Genomic DNA, 23280 nt, shown 5'->3' on the forward strand with positions numbered 1-23280 from the left:
GCCCGGTCGGGTCGCCGCCCGCGCAGCCCCCAGAGGGCGACGCCGGTCAGCCCCGCGCAGGACAGCGCGATCCCGGCGGCCGCCGGGCCGTCCGGCGTCTCGTGCGCGAAGACGGCGGCGAGGACGGTGACGACGAGGGGCGCGGAGCCGCGTGCCAGCGGGTAGGCCTGCCCGAAGTCGCCGAGCCGGAACGCGCGCATGAGCAGCGCGTAATAGACGATGTGGATCACCGCGGAGCACAGCAGGCACGGCCAGGCGCGCGCCGCCGGGAACGCGGTGAAGGGCGCGAGCGCGACGCCGATGAGCATGCCGCCGCCGGCGATGAGCGCGAAACCGGCGAGCTTGTCGGTGATCCGGTGCGCGATGGCGTTCCAGCCGGCGTGGGTGACGGCGGCGAGCAGGACGGCGGCGGTGACCAGCGGGGTCACGCGGTGCGTTCGCGGACGTCCACGAGGTCCGCGCCGGCGTGCTGGATCAGGGCGTCGGGGGCGATGGGGAAGACGGCGTGCGGATCGCCGGCCGCACCCAGACGACGCCGTGCGCCAGGAGGCCCCGGTCGGCGAGGACACGCGTGCGCGTGCGGTGCCCGAAGGGCGGCACCCCGCCGATCGCGTACCCCGTCGTCTCCCGCACGACGTCTGCGGCCGCCCTCGTCACGCGCTGCGCGCCGAGTTCCTCCCGCACGCGCTCGACGTCGACCCGGGAGGCCCCGTCCATCAGCACGAGGACCGGCGCGCCGTCCGCCGCGAAGACGAGGGACTTGCAGATCTCGGCCGGTTCGCAGCCGATCGCGGCGGCGGCCTCGGCGGCGGTGCGGGTCGCGTCGGGGAAGCGGCGGACGCGCGGGGTCAGCTCGTCGAGGCCGAGCTCGCTCAGGGCCCGGGCGAAGCGGGGGTGGGCGCCGGTGGTCGTCATGCCCGGCACGCTAGCGAGGGCGCCGCCGGGCGCGCGAGCGGGATTGTCCGGTAAGCGTCCCGGGAAGCGCGGAAATCCCGTCCCCTGTTGTCATTGGCATGCCATACGCTGCTGCTCTGCCGCGTTCACGCGCCCGCTGCGGGTGCGAAGGGGGGACGCAGGCGTCTCATCACGCCCGGCGGACACACCGGGCTCTTTTCCTGGGGGTTCCCATTTCTGTGCGCAGGCGCAGCATCTCGGCCGCGACGACGCTCGCGGTCGTCCTCAGCTCCGCGGTACTCGCCGCGGGTTCGGCGGGAGTGGCCGTGGCCGACTCCGCCAACGTCCTTCCGGTGGAGTCGGTCGGCGACATGGTCGTCGACGGCGCCCACCAGCGGGTCTACGTCTCCGACCCGCGCGGCGGCAAGATCGTCGTCACCGACTACGCGGGCGCCGTCAAGGCGACCCTGACCGGGCTGTCCGGGGTGAGCGGCCTCGCGCTGTCCGCCGACTCCGGGCACGTGTACGCGGCCGTCACGAACGGCAGCAGGATCGTCTCGGTGGACACGGGGACGTACACCGAGACCGCCGGCTACCCGGTGGGTGCGGCTCCGGGCGACCTGGAAGTGGTCGACGGCCGGATCTGGTTCGGCTACGGCTCCGACTTCGGCTCGCTCGACGTCTCCGGCGCCGAGCCCGTCGTCCACCTCGCCCAGCGCGGGGACGTCGGTTTCTTCGGCGGCACGACGCTGCTGGGCGCCGACCCGGACGACCCGGGCGTCCTGGTGGCCGGCGCAGGCGGCGGACTCGCCGTCTACGACGTGACGGCCGACGGCGCCGTGCTGCGCGCCAAGGGCGACATGGACACCACCGTGAAGCAGCTGGACCTGACGCCCGACGGCAAGCAGGTCCTGACCTCGTGGGGGTCGCGCGACTTCGCCTACGGCATCGGCGCCTACTCGGCCGCCGACCTCGCCGAGCAGCCCGGTTACGCCATCGACGCGTACCCGAACGCCGTGCGGGTCGCCCCCGACGGCAGCGTCGCGGGCGGCAGCTTCTCCTGGTACGAGCCCGACGTCCACGTCATCCGGCCGGGCGCGACGACGCCGGTGCGCGAGTACGACTTCCCCAACACCGGTGACAGCAGCGGCGCCGACACCCTCGTCGACGGCGCGCTGGCCTGGGCGCCGGACAGCAGCCGGGTGTTCGCGGTCTCCGTGAACACCGCGGGCGTCTTCACCCTGCGCGCGCTGACGGACCCGACCAAGGAGGCTCCGGCGCTGAAGGTGACGGCTCCGGTCAAGGCGGAACGCGCCAAGCAGCTCACCGTCACCGGCCGCCTGACCTCGGCGACGCCGCTTCCGGCCGGCACCGCCCTCAAGGTGACCCGGGCGGACCTCGAGTCGCCGGGCGGCAAGGTCCTCGCCCCGGTCAAGACCAAGGCCGACGGCTCGTTCGCGTTCACGGACGTGCCGCCCGCCGGCGGCAAGGTCACCTACCGGGTGTTCTTCGCGGGCGACGCCGGTCACGCGGCCACCGTGGGCTCCGACGTGGTGGCCGTCTCGCGCAAGGCGACCGCGCTCAGCGTCACCAACAACGGCAAGCTGTACGCGTACGGCAAGGACGTCACGTTCACGGCGCACCTGGGCGCGACGTACCGCAACCGCACGGTGGCGATCTACGTCGACCCCGCCGGCGCCGACAAGCCGAAGAAGCTGGTCAAGAACGGCCGGGTCAACGCGCAGGGCAACCTGTCGGTGGTCGTCGACATGACCCGCGACACGGCCGTCACCGCCGTCTTCGCGGGCGACGCGCGCAGCGCCGACAAGACGGCGAAGTCCACCGCGGGCGCCTACGCGAAGGTCTCGACCGCCGTCTCCCGGCACTACAAGACGGCGCGGATCGGCTCCACGACGTACTCCTACTTCCGCAAGAACACCGACCCGTTGTTCACCACGACCATGAACTACTACGCCGGCCGCCAGCAGCGCCTGCAGGTCCAGGTCTACTACCAGGGCTCCTGGTACGACTCCGGGTCCCAGTACTTCCCGGTGGGCCCCAACGGGAAGTCGGCCGTCACGCTGGAGGCGCCGCGCGAGGCGGGCATCCGCGCCCGGATCCGCTCGTCGTACATCGACGGCTCGTCCGGCGACAACGTCAACGCGACGACGCACGGCGCCTGGAAGTACATCGTCTTCACCAACTGAGCACGGACCGCGGGGAATTCCGCGGCATGACACGGCGACGCGCCCGCCCCGGAAGGGGTCGGGCGCGCCGCGCGTGAGGGGACCGGGTCAGCGGCGGTCGCCGTGGTGACGGTCGTTGCCGTGGTGACGGTCGTCGCCGTGGTGGCGGTCGTTGCCGTGGTGGCGGTCGTCGCCGTGGTGACGGTTGTGACCCCAGGACTCCTGGTCCACGCGACGGCCGTGGTCGTCGCGCAGGGTGGCGGTGTCGGAGCGGTTGTCCCACACCTCGCGACGGCGGTCCTGGTACAGGTCGGTGCGGGTGTCACGGCCGAAACCGGTGTGGACGCGCACCGTGGAGCGCGGGGCCAGCCGGTAGTGGCGGAAGGTGTACTTGTCGCCGCGGTCGTCGGAGAGCGTCCACCCGTCCAGGTTGACGGCGTGACGGGTGGTGTTCGTCAGCTCCACCCACTCCTTGTTCAGGGAGAAGGCCGAGCGGTCGTCCCGACCCGGTGCGTCGTACTGCACGCGGCTGATCTCCACCTGCGGCCGGTTCGGACGCGAGGCGGCGGCGGCCGACGCCGGCAGTGTCGCCGCTCCGGTCACAGCGGCGGCGACGATCGCGACGGCGGTGAGACGACGGGCGGAAACAGAGGAAACGGACACAAGGTCTCCTTGCTTGGTGCGGTGTGCGGCCCCTCGGCCGCAGAACCAGATTGCCCACCCGGCCCGTCCCAAGTGGCTCAATACCGCTGCACGTTACGAATCATGCACATTCCGGTGACAGTAGCCTTCCATGTCCATCTATGTCCTGAACGCGCCGGACCCGTTGGGCCGTCGGCTCCGTGGGGCCCGAGCGCGTGACGCCGTCACCCGATAGTGGGTCACGAAAAAGAGTCGTGAAGAAAAACGCCGGTGAGGGCGCCCCGTCCCCACGGAGCCCTCACCGGCGGTCTTTCGGACAGTCCGACGTGTCAGACGCGGACCAGTTCGCGGTCCTCCTCGCCGGTGTCGGACGGGGTGCGCAGCCCCTCGCCCTCGACGTCCACGTTGGGCAGGGCGCGGTCCAGCCACTTGGGCAGCCACCAGGCCCGCTTGCCGAGCAGCGCGAGCACCGCCGGGACGATCGCCATGCGGACGACGAACGCGTCGAAGAAGACGGCGATCGCGAGGCCGAAGCCGATCGTCTTGATGATGGACTCGCCGGAGCTGATGAAGCCGCCGAACACGGCCATCATGATGATCGCGGCGGCGACCACCACCTTGGCGCTGTGCCGGAAGCCGGTGACGATGGCCTGGCTCGGGCTCTCGCCGTGGACGTACGCCTCCCGCATCCGGGTCACGAGGAACACCTCGTAGTCCATCGCGAGGCCGAAGACCACGCCCACCATGAAGATCGGCGTCATCGACATGATCGGGCCGGTCTCCTCGACGCCGATCAGGCCGCCGAGCCAGCCCCACTGGAAGACCGCGACCACGGCGCCGAGCGCGGCCAGCACGCTGAGCAGGAAGCCGAGGGCCGCCTTCAGCGGGACCAGGAGGGAGCGGAAGACCACGATCAGCAGCAGGAAGGCCAGGCCGACGACCAGGCCCAGGTACGGGACCAGCGCGTCGTTGAGCTTCTGCGAGAAGTCGATGTTCATCGCGGTCGTGCCGGTGACCAGGACCTGCGCTCCCGTGTCCGCCCTGACCTCGGCGCCCTGCCCGCGGATGGCGTGCACCAGGTCCTCGGTCTGGGTCGAGGACGGCTTGGAGCCGGGGATCACGGTGATCGTGGCGGTGTCGCCGGCCTTGTTGAACATCGCCGGGGTGACCGTGGCGACGTCCCCGAGCTTCTTGATCCCGTCGGTGACCGCGGTGGCCGCGCCCTTGGGGTCGTCGCTGTCCGCGGCGTCGACCACGATCAGCAGGGGGCCGTTGAACCCGGGGCCGAAGCCCTCCGACAGCAGGTCGTAGGCCCGGCGCTGGGTCGTGGACGTCGGCTGCGAGCCGTCGTCGGGCAGCCCCAGCTCCAGCTGGGCGACCGGGGCGGCGATCGCGCCGAGGCCGACCACGCCGAGCAGCAGCACGACGGCCGGACGACGGACGACGAAGCTCGCCCAGCGGACGCCCGGCCCGGGCTTGTCCTGCTCGTCCTGCTCGCCCTTCACGGCGGCCGGCCTGCGCTTCTCGCCGGTGGCGCGGACCTTCTTGCCCGCGTAGCCGAGCAGCGCCGGGACCATGGTCAGCGCGATGAGGACGGCGACCACGACCGTGCCCGCCGCAGCGAGGCCCATCTTGGTCAGCATGGGGACGTTGACGACCGCGAGGCCCGCCAGAGCGATGACGACCGTGAGGCCGGCGAAGACGACGGCCGAGCCGGCGGTGCCGGTGGCGCGGCCGACCGCCTCCTCGCGGTCGCGGCCCTCGGCGAGCTCGCTGCGGTAGCGGGAGACGATGAACAGCGCGTAGTCGATGCCGACCGCGAGGCCGATCATCAGCGCGAGGGTGGAGGTGGTGTCGCCGAGGTCCAGCGCCTTGGCGAGGACGGTGATCGTGGAGACGCCGATGCCGACGCCGATGATCGCGGTGAGCAGCGGCAGTCCGGCCGCGACGAGCGAGCCCAGGGTGAGGACGAGGACGACGGCGGCGATCGCGAGACCGATGACCTCGCCGATCGCGCCCGGCTCGGCTCCGGCCTGGAGGGCGTCGCCTCCGACGTCGACGGTCAGCCCGGTGGCCCGGGCCGCGTCGCCGGCCGCCTCGAGGGCGTCCCGGGTCGAGTCCTGCAGCTCCATGCCGGGGACGTCGTACTTGACGGAGGTGTAGGCGACCGTGCCGTCCTGGCTCACGGCGTTCGTCGTGAAGGGGTCGGTGACGGAGGCGACCTCGGAGCCGTCGCGGAGGGTCTTGACGGCTTTGTCGACGGTCGCCTTGTTGGCGGCGTCGGTGATCTTCTGGCCCTCGGGCGCCTTGAAGACGACACGCCCGGTCCCGCCGTCGGCGCTGGCCCCGGGGAAGCGCTGTTCCAGCAGGTCGAAGGCCTTCTGGGCCTCGACTCCCGGTATGGAGAAGGAGGTTGTCCCGGCGGCGGGCGCGGAGGCGGCGCCGACGCCTGCCAGGGTCAGCAGCGCCACCCATATGAGGGCGACGAAGTGGCGGCGGCGGAAGGCGAGCCGGCCGAGTCGATAGAGGAACGTGGCCACGGAGGCGTACTCCCGGTCAGGTCGTGGTTGTGGGGGCCGTGTTCCGGCACGGCCCTGGGGGCAGGGTTGACCAACCCGGCGGGGAGACAGGGGTGATCGGCCCGACGACGTGAGCGGTGACGTCAGGTTGGGCGGACCGTGGGGACGGTCAGATGGCGGGATTCGGCGCGCAGAGGGCGGGGAGCACCACGGCGTCGATGTACGAGAGGAGGAAGTCCTGCGTCGGGGGCTGCTCGTCGAGCAGTGTCCGGGCCGCGAACCCCCCGATCATCATGTGCATCATGAAGTCGGCCGCGGGGTTGTCCGCGCGGACTTCCCCCCGGTCGATCGCCCGTGACAGCAGCAGGCGGAACTCGGCCAGCTCCGGTTCGATGAGGTGTTCCTTGAACGCCTTCAGCAGATCCGGGTTGTCGTGGACGGCCATGGCCAGCCCCCGCATGAGCGCGGAGTTCTGCGCCATCTGGCCGTCGTCCGAGCGCAGCGTGAGGGCGTGCAGGTCGCCCCGCAGGGACCCGGTGTCGATGGCTTCGATACAGCCGCCCGGCTTGCCGTGCCGGACCGCCTTCGCCACCAGCTCGGGCTTGCCGCCCCACTGGCGGTAGAGCGTCGCCTTGCTGGACCTGGTGCGGGCGGCGACGGCGTCCATGGTGAGGGCGTCGTAGCCGACTTCACGGAGGAGTTCGAGCACGGCCTCGTACAGCTCGGCCTCGCGCTCGGGAGTGATGCGGCTGCGACGCGCCGTTGCGACCTCGGTCATTCCGCTCACCTTCCCACTCCGCACCGCCACAGTCTCCTGTTCGTACACGCCGAATGTAGCGCATCTCGCAGCGAAACGAAACTGTTTCGTACGTGTCCTGGCTCACGTCGTCGCCGACATGATCGACCATGACACGCCTTTGTCATAAGTTGCTCCGGTCCATCCCCCGGAAAAGCATGGGGAGGTGAGCTATCTGCGTCTGCCCCATCTCAGCGGTGACCTGTTGTGCTTCGTGGCCGAGGACGACCTCTGGCTGACCCCTCTCGACGATCCCCGGCGGGCGTGGCGGCTCACCGTCGACCGCACCAAGGCCGGCCACCCGCGCTTCTCCCCCGACGGCCGCCACATCGCGTACACGAGCTGGCGCAGCCTCGTCCCGGAGATCCACGTCGTCCCGGTGGACGGCGGCCCGGGGCGGCGCCTCACGTACTGGGGCAGCGCCGACACCCAGGTCCGCGGCTGGACGCCCCCCGACCCGGACGGGAACGCCGACATCCTCGCCGTCGCCTCCCACGGCGAGCCGTTCTCCTACTTCACCTGGGCCTACAAGGTCCCCACCGACGGCTCGCCCGGCAGCAAGCTCCCCTGGGGCCCGGTCTCCGACCTCCAGGTCGCCGACGTCGACGGCGAGCGCCGCACCCTCCTGCTCACCGGCACTCCCCCGCACGAGCCGGCCGCCTGGAAGCGCTACCGCGGCGGCGCCACCGGCCGCCTGTGGCTGCACGGGCGGCGCCTGCTGGAAGGCCTCGACGGACACCTCGCCTGCCCGCTGTTCGTCGGCGACCGCATCGCCTTCCTCTCCGACCACGAGGGCGTCGGCAACCTGTACTCCTGCGCCCACGACGGCTCCGATCTGCGCCGGCACACCGACCACGACGCCTTCTACGCCCGGCACGCCGCCGGCGACGGCGCCCGCGTCGTCTACCAGTGCGCCGGCGAGCTGTGGATCGTCGACGACCTCGCCGCCGGCTCCGCGCCGCGCCGCGTCGACGTGCGCCTCGGCGGGCCGCGGGCCGGACGGCGCCCCTACCAGATCCCGGCCGCCCAGCACGTGGACGGCATCTCCGTCGACGAGACCGGACGCGCCAGCGCCGTCGCCGTCCGCGGCAGCCTCTACTGGCTGACCCACCGGGACGGACCCGCCCGGACGATCACCGACACGCCCGGGGTGCGGGTGCGGCTGCCGGAGATGCTCGGCTCGGGCGGCCAGGTCGCCTACGTCACCGACGCGGACGGCGAGGACGCCGTCGAGATCGCCTGCCTGCCGCGCGCCAGCGGCGAGCGCGCGCCACGCCGGCTGGCCTCCGGGAGACTCGGGCGGGTCCTCGAGATGGTGGCCGACCCGGAAGGCGAACGGCTCGCGATCGCCTCGCACGACGGCCGGCTGCTGCTCGTCGACGTGAGCCAGGACCCCGAGGGCGCCTCCCCAGCGGAGGTTGCGGCGAGCGCGGAGGGCCCGGAGAGCGCGGGGCCTGCGCAGCCCGCGGAGAGCGCGGAGCCTGCGCAGGACGAGGTCACCGAGCTGATCGCGTCGGTCAACGGACCCGTGCGCGATCTGGCGTTCTCGCCGGACGGCAGCTGGCTGACCTGGTCGCACCCGGGCATCGGCCGCTCCCTGCGGCAGATCAAGATGGCCCGCGTCCCCGGCATGGCGACCGACGAACGGCTGATCGTCGACGTCACCGACGGACGGTTCGAGGACGAGAACCCGGTCTTCACCCGGGACGGCCGCTATCTCGCGTTCCTGTCCTGGCGCGGCTTCGACCCGGTGTACGACGTGCACACCGGCGACCTGTCCTTCCCGCTCGGCTGCCGCCCCTACCTGGTGCCGCTGTCCTCGGCCACCCCCTCGCCCTTCGCGCTGACCCCGGAGGGCCGTCCGGCCGCCGGCGGACTGGACCCGCTGCAGGACGGCGAGGGCGGTGAGGCCGGCGACGGGACCGTCACCGTCGAGGCCGAGGGCCTGGAGAGCCGGGTCACCCCCTTCCCCGTGCCGGCGTCCAAGTACTCCGCCCTCCACCCGGTCGCGGGAGGCGGACTGGTGTGGCTGCGCTGGCCGATCTCCGGCGCGCTGGGCGAGACGTTCGCGAACCCCGACGACACCAGCGGCCGGCCGACGCTGGAGCACTTCAGCATCGGCAAGGCCCGCAGGTCCGAACTCGTCGACCACCTCGACTGGTTCGCGCTCAGCGGCGACGGCACCCGGCTGGTCGTCGTCGACGAGGGCGACCTGCGGGCGGCGCCGTCGGCCGAGACCGGGGACCCGGACTCCACGGTCTGGATCGACCTGCGGCGCATCCTGCACGAGGTGGACCCCGGCGCCGAATGGCGACAGGCGTACGAGGAGGCCGGCCGGCTGATCCGCGCCTACTTCTGGGACCCCGGGATGTGCGGCATCGACTGGGACGCGGTGCTCGACCAGTACCGCCCGCTCGTCGAACGCGTCGCCTCCCCCGACGAGTTCGCGGACCTGCTGCGCGAGGTGCTGGGCGAACTCGGCACCTCCCACGCCTATGTCACCGCCGCCCGCCGCAACGAGGGACCGCCGCACTACCAGCGCCTCCAGGGCCTGCTGGGCGCCAACCTCGTCCGCCGGGACGCCGGTTGGGCCGTACGCCGGATCCTGCCCGGCGACTCCTCCGACTCCAAGGCCCGCTCACCGCTGGCCGGCACCGGCATCCGCGAGGGCGCGGTGCTCACCCACGTCGACGGCCGGCCCGTCGACCCGGTGACCGGCCCGTACCCGCTGCTGGCCGGGGCCGGCGCCACCACCGTCGAGCTCACCTTCGCCCCGGCCGAGGGCGAGACGGGCCGGCCGCGCCGGGTGGCCGTCGTCCCGCTGGTCGACGAACGCCCCCTGCGCTACCAGGACTGGGTCGCCAAACGCCGTGCCGTCGTACGCCAGTTGAGCGGCGGTCTCTGCGGCTACCTGCACATCCCCGACATGGGCGGCTCGGGCTGGGCCCAGTTCAACCGCGACCTGCGCATGGAGGTGTCCAGGCCCGCGCTGATCGTGGACGTGCGCGGCAACGCGGGCGGCCACATCAGCGAGCTGGTCGTGGAGAAGCTGACGCGCACGATCCTCGGCTGGGACCTCACCCGCGACGCCCAGCCGGTGTCGTACGCCTCGAACGCGCCGAGAGGCCCGGTGGTGGCGCTCGCCGACGAGGCGACCTCCTCGGACGGCGACATGATCGCGGCCGCCTTCAAACTGCTGAAGCTGGGCCCGGTGGTCGGCCAGCGCACCTGGGGCGGTGTGGTCGGCATGACCGGCCGCCATCAGCTCGGCGACGGCACCGTCATCACCGTCCCGATGAACGCGGCCTGGTTCGACGCCTACGGCTGGTCGGTGGAGAACCGGGGCGTCGCCCCCGACCTGGAGGCCCTGCGCACCCCGCTCGACTGGGCCGAGGGCCGCTACGCCCAACTCGACGACGCCGTACGGCTGGCCCTGGACCTGCTCACCCTCACGCCCCCGGCGACCCCGCCGGACCTCACCGGCGTCCCCGACCGGTCCCGGCCCCCGCTGCCGCCGCGCGCCACGGACAGCTGAACTCCGGTGTGCGCCAAGGAGAGTTGACGCCGGTGTGCGGCGCGGAGAACCGACGCCGCCGGACGGCGCGCGAAGCCGGGGCGCACAGCGCTCGGGGCGCCCTTCCGGAGAAGGACGCCCCGAACCACCGGCCTGAGCCGAGTCGTCAGCGGTGACTACATGTCGTAGTCGTGCGCGAGACGGTCCTCGTCCTCGCGCCGCATCCGCTCGGTGTCCTGACCGGGACGCTCACCGGGACGCTGACCGGAGCGCTCACCCGGACGCTCGCCGGGGCGGTCGCCCGAGCGGTCCGCGGGCCGCTCGCCGGGGCGCTCGCCCGGGCGCTGCTTGCCACGCTGCTGGACCTGCTCCTTGGCCTGCTGGGCCTTCTGCTTGCCCTGCTGCTGCCACTGTTCGGTCTTGTCCTGGAACTTGTCCTTCATACCCATGTGGGTTCACTCCTGTAGGAGATGAGGGGGTTCGCGGCCCCTTGGTGGGGCCTCGACCAGATTCACACGGGCGGTCACCGCACGCATGTCGATCAACTACGCTGCGTAGCCCTGGTCTCCTCGTCGGCGGACCCGCCCGCGCCCACCAGCCCCGTCCGCATCCCCTGCAGCCGGGGCGCGAACCGCCGCATCTCACGCTGCCCCACGGTCCCGATGAGACCCGGCAGGTAGCCGCGCACGCCCTGCATGCCGCGCAGCCACCCCTGTCCGTACACATGCGCCGAGCGCCGCTCGATGCCCGCCACCAGCCGGTCGACGGCCGGACCGAGCGGGTACGTCTTGTTCGCCGGCCAGGGCAGGCGCTGCCGCAACTCCCGCATCACCTCGTCCTGATCGGCCCCGCGCACCATGTCGGTGTCGGTCCACGACAGATAGCCGACGCCCACCCGCACGCCCCGGTGGCCCACTTCGGCGCGCAGACAGTGCGCATACGCCTCCACGCCCGCCTTGGACGCGCAGTACGCCGTCATCATCGGCGCCGGGGTGATCGCGGCCAGCGAGGCGATCTGCAGGAGGTATCCGCGGCTCTCCTGCAGCAGCGGCAGGAAGGCGCGCGCGGTGACCGCCGAGCCGATCAGGTTCACCTCGACGACCCGGCGCCAGACGTGCGGATCGGATTCCGCGAACGGACCGCCGTTCGCCACGCCCGCGTTGGCGACCACGATGTCCACCTTGCCGAAGCGCTCCTTCACCTCCGCCGCGACCCGGGTCATCGCCTCGTGGTCGGTGACGTCGGCGTGCCAGTGGTCGCTGTCGCCGTGCAGGCGCTCGGAGACCTGCTTCAGCGCGTCCGGCTCCAGACCGACCAGTGCGATCTTCGCGCCCCGTGCGGAGAGCTTGCGGGCGAGCAGCTCGCCCACGCCGCGCGCGGCCCCCGTGACGACCGCGACCTGTCCCTCCAGGCTCACCCTGCTCATGCGCCCTCCTTCAACTGCGAGTAAGTGCTGACGAGTTCCCGGATCCGGCCGGTGACCAGCGCGGGCGCCTCGATGGGCGTCATATGGCCGAGGCCGGGCAGTTCGGTGACGCCCAGGCAGTGCGGCAGCGCCGCGGCGATCCGGTGGGCGTGCACCGGCGGGGTCAGCCGGTCGCCGGCGCCGACGATCACCGCCGTGGGCACGCTCAACTCCCGTACCCGGTGGTCGAGGTCGAGCAGGCTCAGCACATGCGACCAGGCGTGCCGCACCTTGCGCGGACAGGCGTGCACGATGCGGGCGCAGGCGTCCACCATGTGCGGGGCGGAACCGGCGCCCATCGTGGCGTACTTGAGGATCCGCTTCGCGACGGGCGTGACCGGTCCGAGGGGCGCCCTCGAGCCGAGGACGTGCCCGGTCAGCCAGGTCCGCAGGCGGCCCGCCCGCAGGGGCAGCACGGTGGACTCGGCGACCAGGCCCGAGGCGCCGGTGCTGCACAGCAGGACGGCCGCCGCATGCTCCCGGAGGGCGTCCCTGCCGGCCGCCGCGATGACCGTCATGCCGCCCATGGAGTGCCCGGCGATCACGGCCTTCTCGCCGGGCGCGAGCGTCGCGGCGAGCACCGCCTCCAGGTCGTCGGCCAGCGCGTCCGTGCTGCAGGCCGGGCTCGCCGGGGTGCGGCCGTGGCCGCGCTGGTCGTAGGCGATGACGCGGTGGTCGGCGGCGAGGTCCCTGATCTGGTCCGCCCAGAACGCGGTCGAGCACGTCCAGCCGTGCGCGAGGACGACGGCGGGCGCGCCCTGCGGGCCGTGCACCTCGACGTGCAGGGACGTGCCGTCGGCGGAGACGGCCGTCAGGTCGCGGCGGGCGCTCACGCCGTCACCCCGCTGTCGGCCGTGCGGGGGCCGGCCGGCGCCACGGACGTGCGCAGGACCTCGTACTCGGCGAGGTCCACCCGTCGCGTCGCCCGCCGGAACTCGGAGGTCGTGCCCGGCCAGACGGTGGTGTTGCGGCCGTTCGCGTCCAGGTACCAGCTGGTGCAGCCGCCGGTGTTCCACACCGTGCGCCGCATCCGGTCCTGCACCCGGCGGTTCCAGGCGTGCACGGCGCTCGGGCGGGCGTCCAGGGCCGCCCGGCCTCCGAGGACGTCCAGCTGGCGCAGATAGTCGGCCAGGTAGTTCAGCTGGGACTCGATCATGAGGATCATGGAGGAGTTCCCGAGGCCCGTGTTGGGGCCGATGATCGTCATCCAGTTGGGGAAGCCCGCGGCGGAGGCGCCGCGCAGGGCCTCCATGCCGTCCTTCCAGCTCTCCGCCAGCGTCCGCCCGTCCGCGCCCACCACCCGGTCGGCGATGGGCATGTCGGTCACATGGAAGCCGGTGCCGAAGACGATCACGTCCGCCTCGGCCTCACTGCCGTCGGCCGCGATCAGGGTGGACCCGCGCACCTCGCTCAGCCCGCTCGCGACGACGTCCACGTTGGGCTGCGCGAGGGCCGGATAGTAGGCGCTGGACAGCAGGATCCGCTTGCAGCCGATGCGGTAGTCCGGGGTGAGCCTGGCCCGCAGCGCCGGGTCCTTGATGACACGGGCCATGTTCTGCCGGGCGAGCCTCTCGACGAGACCGAGCTGGTTCGGCCGCTTGGTGAACGCCTGGACCTGCAGCTCCCGGATGCCCCACAGCAGCCCGCGACGCGCCTGCGCGGTGACCGGCAGGGCCCGGTGCAGGGCGCGCTCCGCGCCGCTGATCGCCCGGTCGACGCGGGGCATCACCCACGGCGGGGTGCGCTGGAACAACGTCAGCCGGGAGACGTCCGGCTGCAGGGCGGGCACGATCTGGATGGCGGAGGCGCCGGTGCCGACCACGGCGACGCGCTTGCCGGCGAGGTCGGCGTCGTGGTCCCAGCGGGCCGAGTGGAAGACCTCGCCGGGGAAGGAGTCGAGGCCGGGGATCTCCGGGATCTTCGGGTCGGACAGCGGCCCGGTGGCCGACACGACGACGTCGGCGAAGTAGCGCCCCGCGCTCGTCTCGACGTCCCAGCGCAGCTCCTGCGCGTCCCAGGTCATCCGCAGCACCTCGGAGTCGAGGCGCAGGTGCGGCCGCAGCCCGAACACGTCCGTGACGTGCTCCAGATAGGCGCGGATGTGCTCCTGCCCGGAGAAGGTGCGCGGCCACTCGGGGTTCGGGGCGAAGGAGAAGGAGTACAGGTGGGAGGGCACGTCGCAGGCGCACCCCGGGTAGCTGTTGTCCCGCCAGGTCCCGCCGACGCTGCTCGCCCGCTCCAGGATCACGAAGTCGGTGATCCCCTCCCGGCGCAGCCGCACGGCGGCCCCCAGCCCGCCGAAGCCGGACCCGATCACCGCCACCCGTACGTGTTCGGTCATCCCGACGCCTCCTGCCGTGCGACTCTCGCAACTCTGCCAGTGAATACTGGCGCAATGGGAGCGTAGAGCAGCTCCGTACTGATGGGTAGGCCCTGGGAAGGAAAGTTACCCGCGGTACAACATAGGCTTCGGCCGTGACGGAGAAGAGGGAGTACCGAACGGAGGAGCTGGCCGCGAAGGCCGGCATCACGGTGCGCACCCTGCGGTTCTACCGCGAACGCAAACTGCTCGCGCCGCCCCGCCGCGAGGGCCGCATCGCCTGGTACGACGACCATCACCTGGCCCGGCTGCGCACCGTCGCCGCCCTGCTGGAACGCGGCCACACCCTCACCGGCATCGCGGAGCTGGCCGACGCCCTCGACCAGGGCCGCGACGTCGCCGACCTCATCGGCGTCGGCGGCCCCACCGAGGAGGAGCCGGTCCGTCTCACCCCCGAGGAGCTCGCCGCCCGCTTCGAGGGCCAGGTCACCCCCGAGAACCTCGCCACCGCCCTCGAACTCGGCTACCTGGGCACCGACGGCGACGAGATCGTCCACATCAGCCGCCGCCTGCTGGACGTCTCCGCCGCCCTGGTCCGCGAGGGCATCCCGCTCGCGGAGGTCCTGGCGGCGGGCGTGCGCGTGCGCGCCCACGCCGACGCGCTCGCCGAGCTCTTCACCGAACTGATCCTGCGCCACGCCACCGAGCAGGAACTCCCCCGCCTGCGCCCGCTGGCCCGCAGCGTCGTCGAGGCAGAGGTCTCCCTCGCCCTCGACCGCCGCCTGCGCAAGGAGAACTGACGGGGCATCGGCGGTCACGGGGCGCTCTACAGGTCGAAGGCCACCGTCACCGGGGCGTGGTCCGACCAGCGTTCGCCGTGCGTGGCGGCCCGCTCCACCAGCGCCTTGACCGCCTTGGCCGCCAGACCGGGCGTCGCGACCTGAAGGTCGATTCTCCACCCCGAGTCGTTGTCGAAGGCCCGTCCCCGGTAGGACCACCATGTGTACGGGCCCGTCGTCTCCGGGTGCAGTTCGCGTACGACGTCGACGTAGCCGCCGTCCGTCGGGGTGAGGACCCGGGTGAGCCAGGCGCGCTCCTCGGGCAGGAAGCCGGAGCTCTTGGCGTTGGCGCGCCAGTTCTTGAGGTCCGCCTGCTGGTGGGCGATGTTCCAGTCGCCGCAGACGAGGACCTCACGGCCGTCGGCGGCGGCTCGGGCGCGCAGCTCCTTGAGGTACGCGAGGAACTCGCCCATGAAGCGCAGCTTCTCGTCCTGCCGGTCGGTGCCCACCTCACCGGACGGCAGGTACAGGGAGGCGACCGTCACACCGGGCAGGTCGGCCTCCAGGTAGCGGCCGGACCCGTCGAACTCGGACGAGCCGAAGCCGAGGCGGACGGCGTCCGGCTCGCGGCGGGTGTAGAGGGAGACGCCGGCGCGGCCCTTGGCGGCGGCCGGGGCATGGGTGACGTGCCAGCCCTCGGGGGCCCGGACCGTCTCCGGCAGCTGCTCCGGCTCGGCTCGCACCTCCTGCAGGCACAGCACGTCGGCGGAGGTGTCCGCGAGCCACTCGACGAAGCCCTTCTTCGCGGCGGCGCGGAGTCCATTCACGTTCACGGAGGTCACGGTCAGCACCCGGGCACGATACCGGCCGCGGGTCGCCGGACCGGACCTGGTCCCGTCCCCGGACGTGCCAAGGGCGCCGATCGGGCACGTCGGCGGTCCGGTCGAGCCGCCACGTACTGTGTTCGGCGTGAGAATACGTCCGGTCCCCTTCGACCATCCCGACGCGGTCAAGCTCAACGACGAGGTCCAGGCCGAGTACCACGAGCGATACGGCGACGGCGGCGACGCCACCGTCCTCGCGCCCTCCGACTTCCAGCCGCCGCACGGCGTCTATCTGATCGCCTACGACGAGGCCGACCGCCCGGTGGCCACCGGCGGCTGGCGCAGCCAGGACGCCAACGGCGAGGGCAACCAGGACGGCGACGCCGAGCTGAAGCGGATGTTCGTGGTGCGGGACATGCGCGGGCGCGGTCTGGCGCGGCGGATGCTCAGCGCGCTGGAGGAGAGCGCGCGGGACGCGGGCCGTACCCGGATGGTGCTGGAGACCGGCACCGAGCAGCCGGAGGCGATCGCCCTGTACGTCTCCAGCGGGTACGAGCCGTGCACGAAGTTCGGCTACTACCGCGCGTACGACGCGAGCCGCTGCTTCGCCAAGCCGCTCGCCCCTGAGGCCGTTCGCCCCTGAAACCGCTCGACTCCCTGGACTTCCTCGGCGCCTGAGGCTGCGCACGCGGCCTCAGGCCCGCAAGGAAAGGCCAGTTGCCGCACTTCACCGCCGTACGACATGGCCAAAGCCCCGGTCGGGAATCCCGACCGGGGCTTTGAGCTGCAGTGGACCTGTGGGGATTTGAACCCCAGACCCCCTCGATGCGAACGAGGTGCGCTACCGGACTGCGCCACAGGCCCTTGCAACGAGTGAAACTCTAGCATCCCCGTAGGCGTGCTTGGAAATCCGTTCCCCGAGGCCGGAGGCGGGGAGGCGGAGATCATTCGTTGGCGGCCCGCGGACGCTCGCCGTCCTCGTACTGATCGAACAGCGGGGTGCGTCCGCGCTCGCGGGAGCGCCGGGCCGAGGCCGCGCGCCGGGCGTCGCTGCGCTCGCCGTCCTCCGCGCCGCTGTCGTCGGCCGCCGCGTCGTCCGGCGCTCGGTCGGGGTCGTCCAATCCGGCGGCCGTCGCGTCTTCCGCGTCCGCCGTGTCGTGCTCGGGGGGGACCGAGCTGGAGCGGGCCGAGCTCCAGGCGTCCGCGGCTGCGAGATCGACGTCGGAGGTCGCCCGGGGCGCGACCGGGGCGGTCACGTACGTCGGCAGGGGCACCGGGACGGGGTCCCAGCTGTCGCCGTGGCCGGGGCGGCGCTGCCGCTCGCGCTGCTGGTCGATCCACTCCGCGTGGTCGGTCTGCTCGACGAGAGCCCTGCGGTCCGCGGCGAGCGCCAGCAGGCCCGGGTCGGTCTGCGGTTCGGAGCCCGCGTGCGGCTCCTCTGCGCCGGCGTCGGGGCCGGGGTCCGCGGACGGCGCGTTCGCCGGGGCGGGCGCGCGCCGGCGCGGCTGACGCTCGCGCAGCCGCTGCGCGGCGACCTCGGCGCGCCTGCGGTCCATCTGGAACGCGAAGCGGCGGCGCTCCTGGGTGCGCAGGTACCCGATGTAGGCGCTGAGCAGGACGGCGGGCACGGCGGGCGCCCACAGGAAGGCGAGCCCGCCGACCGCGGCGACGACCGCTCCGATCGTGAAGGCTAGGAAGAGCATCACGGTGGTGCGCCGACGGCGGGCGAGCGACTTCGAGCGCTGGGCGCGGGCCGCGGCCGCCTGGGCGGACGCCGCACGCCGGGCGTCCGCCGCGCGCCTGCCCGCGGCGGCCTGGCCGCCTTCGCGGGCGGCGGCGGAAGCCGTGGCGGGGGCGGCGGACGCGTGAGCCGCGGGCGCGTGGTCGTGCGTCTGCCGGGCGCCGTGATCGCGGTCGCGCCGTTCCCGCGCGGGCCTGCCGGCCGGTTCGCGCACCTGCTCACGAGCCTGTTCCCGGGCCTGTTCACGGGCCTGTTCACGGTTCGGATCCGAGCGGCCCGGCGCACGCTCCTGGCCTCGCTCCACGCCTCGGTCCTGGCCGCGTTCGTGGACCTGGGCCGTCACCTGCGGGCGGGTCGGGGGCATGGCGAAGGCCCGGACGTCCACCGAGTCGGTGACGGCGTCCGAGGCGTCGGCGACGGGCTCCCCCTCCTCGGTGGAGCGCGCCTTCAGGTCCCTGGCGTACCGGCGCTCCATACCCGCCCGTCCGGACAGCAGCCGGATGGCGGTGCTGAAGCGTTCCGTCGGACGGGCCTCGTTCAGCTCGTCCTGCCTACGGAGCCACATAGGCACCAAGTAGGCGGCCCAGGCCCCGACGATGACTGCGTAGATGAGGCCGCTGCTGCTCACGCCTCACACGGTAGAGGGGTTTGCGTGAGGCCATCCGCCAATTGAGTCGGTGTGTCGCACGATCCGGCTGATATTTCGAACTTTTTTTGTGACCGATGCGATCAGCAGGCCGCCGAGGGCGCGAATTCACCGCCTCAGGCGGTCAACTTGCGATCATTTTCGAACACTTATTCAATTCTCGGGACCAGAGCGATTCCCGTGGGCATTCCCCTGGGCCGGGTCAGGCGTTGCGGTGGTCGCGGGGCACGCCGGTGGAGCGGGTGCGCCGCCAACGGCCCATCAGCCCCTCGGGGACCTCCTCCGCCGTCAGCGCGAACACGAGGTGGTCCCGCCAGGCCCCGTCGATGTGGAGATAGCGCGGCCGCAGCCCTTCCTCACGGAATCCGAGTTTCTCCACCACCCGGCGGCTGGGCCCGTTCTCGGGCCGAATGCAGACCTCGATGCGGTGCAGTCCGACGGTGCGGAAACAGTGGTCGACGACGAGCGCCACGGCGGTCGGCATCACCCCGCGGCCGGCCACCGACTCGTCGACCCAGTAGCCGACGTGCCCGGAGCACATGGATCCCCAGGTGATCCCCGCGACGGTCAACTGCCCGACGAGCCGCCCCTGGTACTCGATGACGAAGGGCAGCATCCGTCCGGCGTGGGCCTCGGTGCGCAGGTGCCGGACCATCTGACGGTAGGTCGGCCGGTGCGCGATCGGTCCGCTGGGCGCGGGCGGCGGGATGGTCGCCTCCCAGGGGCGCAGCCAGTCCCGGTTGCGTCGGTTGACCTCGCGCCAGACCCGCTGGTCGCGCAGCTTTATCGGCCGCAGGACGATGTCGCCCTCCACCAGTTCCACGGGCCAGGACGGGCTGTTCAGCTCGCACCTCCGTGGCTCGGTCCGGGGTGGTCGCCGCCCCGGATCTGGTCGACGGCGTGGATCAGCAGGGGCTCCAGGACGGCGAGGCCGTCCTTCACTCCCCCGGTCGATCCCGGCAGGTTGACGATCAGCGTGCCGCCCGACACGCCGGCCAGTCCGCGCGAGAGCGCCGCCGTGGGCGTCTTGTCGCGGCCGTACGCCCGTACGGCCTCGGCGATGCCCGGGATCTCCAGGTCGAGCACCGCGCGGGTCGCCTCCGGCGTGCGGTCGGTGGGCGAGACGCCGGTGCCGCCGGTGCTGACGATCACGTCGTAGCCCGCCTCGACGCCGGCCCGCAGCGCGGCCTCGACCGGGTCGCCGTCCGGCACCACCTGCGGGCCGTCGACCGCGAACCCGAGACCGCGCAGGCCCTCGGCGATGAGCGGGCCGCCCCTGTCCTCGTAGACGCCCGTGGCCGCGCGGTTGGACGCGGTGACCACCAGCGCGCTGTACGGCGCGAGCAGCGCGCCGCCCGCCGACGCGTCAGGGTTCGCGTCCTGTGTCATGTCCGGCTCCAGTCGCCCGACTTGCCGCCCGTCTTCTCCTCCACGCGCACGTCCGAGATGACGGCTTTCTTGTCGACCGCCTTGATCATGTCGATCACGGTGAGGGCTGCGACGGAGACCGCGGTGAGGGCCTCCATCTCGACGCCCGTGCGGTCCGTCGTCTTCACCGTGGCGGTGATCTCCACGGCGTCGTCCGCGACCGACAGGTCCAGTTTCACACCGGAGACGGCGAGCGGGTGGCACAGCGGGATCAGGTCGGGGGTGCGCTTGGCGCCCATGATGCCCGCGATCCGCGCGGTGGCCAGCGCGTCCCCCTTCGGGACTCCTTCGCCGCGCAGCAGCTCGACCACGCGGGGCGAGACGAGGACGCGCCCACTGGCCCGTGCGGTGCGGGAGGTGACGTCCTTGCCGGAGACGTCGACCATGCGGGCGGCGCCCGCGTCGTCGATGTGCGTCAGTCGGTCCTGCGTACTCATGGTCGTGTGGCGCTCCCGGTCCGGGCCCGGCGCGGTGCGGCGCGGGGGCCTGCTGTGCGCGACACGGTACCCCCAACCAGGAGGCCTCAGCCGAGGAGGACCACCTCGACGTCGACGCCCGGCTCGACGGACTCCGTGTCCTCGGGGACGACGATCAGCGCGTCGGCGTGGGCGAGGGCGGCGACCAGGTGGGAGCCGGCGCCGCCGACCGGGCGTACGGCGCCGTCGGCGTATGTGGCGCGCAGGAACTGTCTGCGGCCCTTCGGCGAGGTCAGCGCCTTGTCGGCGGTCAGCTTCGCGCGCGTGGTGGGCCGGTGGACGTCCTTCAGTCCCATGAGGGTGCGGATGGCGGGCCGCACGAAGAGCTCGAAGGAGACGTACGAGGACACGGGATTGCCGGGCAGGGCCAGCAGGGGGGTGTGGTCGGGGCCGACGGTGCCGAAGCCCTGGGGCTTGCCGGGCTGCATGGCGAGCTTGCGGAACTCGACGCCGCCGCCCTCCTCGTCCTCGTCGCCCACGTGCTCCAACGCCTCCTTGACGACGTCGTACGCGCCGACGCTGACCCCGCCGGTGGTGACGAGGAGATCGGCGCGGACGAGCTGGTCCTCGATGGTGGAGCGCAGGGTGTCGGCGTCGTCGGCGACCGCGCCGACCCGGTAGGCGATGGCCCCGGCGTCGCGGGCGGCGGCGGTGAGGGCGAAGCTGTTGGAGTCGTAGATCTGCCCGCTGCCGAGCGTCTCGCCGGGCTGGACGAGCTCGCTGCCGGTGGACATCACGACCACGCGCGGGCGCGGGTGCACGCGTACCGAGCCGCGGCCGATCGCGGCGAGCAGGGCGATCTGGGGCGGGCCGAGGACGGTGCCGGCTTCGAGAGCCCGGTCCCCCGCCCGCACGTCGCTGCCCTGCGCGCGGACGTGCGCGCGCGCCTCTGCGGGCCGGTGCACGCGCACCTGTCCGCGGGCCTGCTCCGGGGCGAGGCTGCGGGCCCGCATCCCGCTGACCGGGCCCTCGCCGAGCCCGCCGTCGGTCCACTCCACGGGGACGACGGTCTCCGCACCGCTCGGCAACGGGGCGCCGGTCATGATCCGGGCGGCCTGGCCCGGCCCCACGTGCAGCAGGTCGGCCTGGTGTCCCGCCGCGACGTCCCCGACGACGTCCAGCGCCGCGGGGAACTCCTCGCTCGCGCCCGCGATGTCCGCGACCCGTACCGCGTAGCCGTCCATGGAGCTGTTGTCGAAGGGCGGCAGCGAGACGGGCGCCGTGACGTCCTCGACGAGCACGCAGCCCTGGGCGTCGGGCAGTTGCAGCTCGATGGGCTCCAGCGGGCGGACGGCGGCGAGGACGTCGTCCAGGTGCTCGTCCACCGACCAGAGGCGGTCCTGGCCGGCGGGGCGGGGCGCGGGCGCGGCGGTGCTCAAAGTTGCTGCATCTCCTCGGTGACGTAACGGCGAAGCCAGGAACGGAAGTCCGGACCCAGATCTTCACGTTCGCACGCGAGTCTGACAATGGCGCGCAGGTAGTCGCCGCGGTCGCCGGTGTCATAGCGGCGGCCCTTGAAGACGACGCCGTGGACCGGGCCGCCGACCTTCTCGTCCAGCGCGAGCTGCTGGAGGGCGTCGGTCAGCTGGATCTCGCCGCCGCGGCCGGGCTCGGTCTCGCGCAGCACGCCGAACACGCCCGGGTCGAGCACATAGCGGCCGATGATGGCGTAGTTCGACGGGGCGTCGACCGGGTCCGGCTTCTCCACGAGGCCCGTCACCTTGACGACGTCGCCGTCCACGGTGGTCTCCACGGCCGCGCAGCCGTAGAGGTGGATCTGCTCGGGGGCGACCTCCATGAGGGCGACGACGCTGCCGCCGTGCTGCTCGCGCACCTCGATCATCCGCCGGAGCAGCGGGTCGCGGGGGTCGATCAGGTCGTCGCCGAGGAGGACGGCGAACGGCTCCTGTCCGACGTGCGGGGCCGCGCACAGGACGGCGTGGCCGAGGCCCCTGGGGTCTCCCTGGCGCACGTAGTGCATCGTGGCGAGGTCGCTGGACTGCTGGACCTTGGCGAGCCGTGCGGCGTCGCCCTTCTTCTGCAGGGCCGACTCGAGTTCGTAGTTGCGGTCGAAGTGGTCCTCGAGGGGGCGCTTGTTGCGGCCGGTGACCATGAGGACGTCGTCGAGGCCGGCGGAGACGGCCTCCTCGACCACGTACTGGATAGCGGGCTTGTCCACGACCGGCAGCATCTCCTTGGGAGTGGCCTTGGTCGCCGGCAGGAAGCGGGTGCCCAGACCGGCTGCGGGGATGACAGCCTTGCTGATCCGTGGGTGCGACTGAGTCATGGCGGCAACACTATCCGCTGACTTTGTGAGGAATCTGTGACTCTGCTCAATTAATGATCATATGAACACATTGAAGCGGTGCGGGAGTGCCGCAGGAACGACGCGCAAGCGGTACGGGAGCGACACATGAGCCGTCTCGAAGGTGAACCGGAGCCTGACAAACGTACGTTGCGGCGGGGTTTCCTCGCCGCACGGAACGCGTTGACGACCGACGAGGTGCGCACGGCGGCCCTCGCGCTGGCCGAGCACGCGGCGGAACTGCCCGAATTGACGCACGCGCGCACGGTGGCGGCGTACGTCTCCGTGGGCGGCGAGCCCGGCACCCTGACGCTGCTGGACGCGCTGCACGCGCGGGGCGTTCGCGTCCTGCTCCCCGCACTGCTGCCGGACAACGACCTGGACTGGGCCGCCTACGCCGGGGAGGGATCCCTCGCGCCCGTCCGGCACGGCGGCAGGACGGCCCTGCTGGAGCCGGTCGGCGAGCGCCTCGGCCCGGACGCGGTGACGGGCGCCGACGTGGTGCTGCTGCCCGGCCTCGCGGTCGACGCGTCCGGCATGCGGCTGGGGCGCGGCGGCGGATCGTACGACCGCGTGCTGGCCCGGCTGGCGGCCTGCGGCGCCCGTCCCGCGCTGGTGGTGCTCCTGTACGACGGCGAGGTCGTCGAAGGGCTGCCCGCGGAGCCTCACGACCGGCCGGTGCACGCGGCGGTCACGCCGTCGGGGGTGCGCCGCTTCGCCTGAGACGACGACGGGCTCTCCACGC

The 23280-nt window shown here is 72.7% G+C and carries 20 protein-coding genes, 1 tRNA gene and 1 pseudogene; 5 read left to right on the top strand and 17 right to left on the bottom strand.

The genetic code is table 11. From position 1 onward, the window contains the following. Both ABT300_RS19810 and ABT300_RS19815 read right to left on the bottom strand, forming a co-directional pair. On the bottom strand, window positions 1-428 hold a 428-nt coding region (locus ABT300_RS19810; protein WP_351677266.1), incomplete at its 3' end, for an EamA family transporter. Further along, window positions 425-915 (bottom strand): annotated as a pseudogene (locus ABT300_RS19815) (YbaK/EbsC family protein). The pseudogene ABT300_RS19815 and the gene ABT300_RS19810, both read right to left, overlap by 4 nt. Before the next feature lie 218 nt (window positions 916-1133). Here ABT300_RS19815 and ABT300_RS19820 point away from each other — a divergent pair. Continuing rightward, entirely contained in the window at window positions 1134-3101 is a 1968-nt protein-coding gene (locus tag ABT300_RS19820; protein WP_351677269.1) for a YncE family protein, read from the top strand. Between the two features lie 87 nt (window positions 3102-3188). On the opposite strand, the gene ABT300_RS19825 is transcribed toward ABT300_RS19820, so the two are convergent. The 3 genes from ABT300_RS19825 to ABT300_RS19835 form a co-directional block, all read right to left on the bottom strand. After that, window positions 3189-3743: a lamin tail domain-containing protein gene (locus ABT300_RS19825; RefSeq protein WP_351677271.1), complete on the bottom strand. Its 555-nt coding sequence runs from the start codon at window positions 3741-3743 to the stop codon at window positions 3189-3191. Between the two features lie 308 nt (window positions 3744-4051). After that, window positions 4052-6262, bottom strand: a complete 2211-nt coding sequence (locus ABT300_RS19830) for an MMPL family transporter (protein WP_351677273.1) — start codon at window positions 6260-6262, stop codon at window positions 4052-4054. 148 nt (window positions 6263-6410) lie between these two features. Then, a complete protein-coding gene (locus ABT300_RS19835; RefSeq protein ID WP_351677276.1) occupies window positions 6411-7019 on the bottom strand; it encodes a TetR/AcrR family transcriptional regulator in 609 nt (202 codons plus the stop codon). A 184-nt stretch (window positions 7020-7203) separates the two neighbouring features. Between ABT300_RS19835 and ABT300_RS19840 the strand changes: the two genes are divergently transcribed. Continuing rightward, window positions 7204-10572 (top strand): S41 family peptidase, encoded by a 3369-nt coding sequence (locus ABT300_RS19840; protein ID WP_351677278.1) that lies wholly within the window; start codon window positions 7204-7206, stop codon window positions 10570-10572. 155 nt (window positions 10573-10727) lie between these two features. On the opposite strand, the gene ABT300_RS19845 is transcribed toward ABT300_RS19840, so the two are convergent. The 4 genes from ABT300_RS19845 to ABT300_RS19860 form a co-directional block, all read right to left on the bottom strand. After that, window positions 10728-11000 carry a hypothetical protein gene (locus tag ABT300_RS19845; protein WP_351677280.1) on the bottom strand — a complete coding sequence of 91 codons (273 nt, stop codon included), beginning with the start codon at window positions 10998-11000 and terminating at the stop codon, window positions 10728-10730. A gap of 92 nt (window positions 11001-11092) precedes the next feature. Continuing rightward, window positions 11093-11977: an SDR family oxidoreductase gene (locus ABT300_RS19850; protein ID WP_351677283.1), complete on the bottom strand. Its 885-nt coding sequence runs from the start codon at window positions 11975-11977 to the stop codon at window positions 11093-11095. Continuing rightward, window positions 11974-12849, bottom strand: a complete 876-nt coding sequence (locus tag ABT300_RS19855) for an alpha/beta fold hydrolase (protein ID WP_351677286.1) — start codon at window positions 12847-12849, stop codon at window positions 11974-11976. The genes ABT300_RS19850 and ABT300_RS19855 overlap by 4 nt, the downstream gene beginning before the upstream one ends. Then, a complete protein-coding gene (locus ABT300_RS19860; RefSeq protein ID WP_351677289.1) occupies window positions 12846-14357 on the bottom strand; it encodes a flavin-containing monooxygenase in 1512 nt (503 codons plus the stop codon). The genes ABT300_RS19855 and ABT300_RS19860 overlap by 4 nt, the downstream gene beginning before the upstream one ends. A gap of 134 nt (window positions 14358-14491) precedes the next feature. Here ABT300_RS19860 and ABT300_RS19865 point away from each other — a divergent pair, with 134 nt between their 5' ends. After that, window positions 14492-15136: a MerR family transcriptional regulator gene (locus tag ABT300_RS19865; protein WP_351677291.1), complete on the top strand. Its 645-nt coding sequence runs from the start codon at window positions 14492-14494 to the stop codon at window positions 15134-15136. Between the two features lie 26 nt (window positions 15137-15162). On the opposite strand, the gene ABT300_RS19870 is transcribed toward ABT300_RS19865, so the two are convergent. Continuing rightward, window positions 15163-15966 carry an exodeoxyribonuclease III gene (locus ABT300_RS19870; protein WP_351677293.1) on the bottom strand — a complete coding sequence of 268 codons (804 nt, stop codon included), beginning with the start codon at window positions 15964-15966 and terminating at the stop codon, window positions 15163-15165. Between the two features lie 118 nt (window positions 15967-16084). Between ABT300_RS19870 and ABT300_RS19875 the strand changes: the two genes are divergently transcribed. After that, window positions 16085-16582 carry a GNAT family N-acetyltransferase gene (locus ABT300_RS19875; protein WP_351677295.1) on the top strand — a complete coding sequence of 166 codons (498 nt, stop codon included), beginning with the start codon at window positions 16085-16087 and terminating at the stop codon, window positions 16580-16582. Window positions 16583-16729: 147 nt separating this feature from the next. On the opposite strand, the gene ABT300_RS19880 is transcribed toward ABT300_RS19875, so the two are convergent. The 7 genes from ABT300_RS19880 to galU all read right to left on the bottom strand — a co-directional run bounded on the left by ABT300_RS19880 (window position 16730) and on the right by galU (window position 22517). Next, window positions 16730-16803 (bottom strand) — tRNA-Ala (locus ABT300_RS19880). An 80-nt stretch (window positions 16804-16883) separates the two neighbouring features. Beyond that, complete coding sequence (locus ABT300_RS19885; RefSeq protein WP_351677297.1) at window positions 16884-18308, bottom strand: SepX/GlpR family protein; 1425 nt, start codon at window positions 18306-18308, stop codon at window positions 16884-16886. Window positions 18309-18528: 220 nt separating this feature from the next. Then, window positions 18529-19149, bottom strand: coding sequence for a GNAT family N-acetyltransferase (locus ABT300_RS19890; protein ID WP_351677300.1), 621 nt, complete (start codon window positions 19147-19149; stop codon window positions 18529-18531). A gap of 17 nt (window positions 19150-19166) precedes the next feature. After that, a complete protein-coding gene (locus ABT300_RS19895) occupies window positions 19167-19715 on the bottom strand; it encodes a MogA/MoaB family molybdenum cofactor biosynthesis protein (RefSeq protein WP_351677302.1) in 549 nt (182 codons plus the stop codon). Beyond that, window positions 19712-20191 carry a cyclic pyranopterin monophosphate synthase MoaC gene (gene moaC / locus ABT300_RS19900; protein ID WP_107443519.1) on the bottom strand — a complete coding sequence of 160 codons (480 nt, stop codon included), beginning with the start codon at window positions 20189-20191 and terminating at the stop codon, window positions 19712-19714. Before moaC ends, ABT300_RS19895 begins: the two co-directional genes overlap by 4 nt. A gap of 86 nt (window positions 20192-20277) precedes the next feature. Next, a complete protein-coding gene (gene glp, locus ABT300_RS19905; protein ID WP_351677305.1) occupies window positions 20278-21609 on the bottom strand; it encodes a molybdotransferase-like divisome protein Glp in 1332 nt (443 codons plus the stop codon). Next, complete coding sequence (gene galU / locus ABT300_RS19910; protein ID WP_351677308.1) at window positions 21606-22517, bottom strand: UTP--glucose-1-phosphate uridylyltransferase GalU; 912 nt, start codon at window positions 22515-22517, stop codon at window positions 21606-21608. The genes glp and galU overlap by 4 nt, the downstream gene beginning before the upstream one ends. A gap of 126 nt (window positions 22518-22643) precedes the next feature. Between galU and ABT300_RS19915 the strand changes: the two genes are divergently transcribed. Next, complete coding sequence (locus ABT300_RS19915; protein ID WP_351677311.1) at window positions 22644-23258, top strand: 5-formyltetrahydrofolate cyclo-ligase; 615 nt, start codon at window positions 22644-22646, stop codon at window positions 23256-23258. Window positions 23259-23280: the final 22 nt, after the last annotated feature.

Source organism: Streptomyces sp. NPDC001027 (assembly GCF_040299045.1).
Lineage (GTDB): Bacteria > Actinomycetota > Actinomycetes > Streptomycetales > Streptomycetaceae > Streptomyces.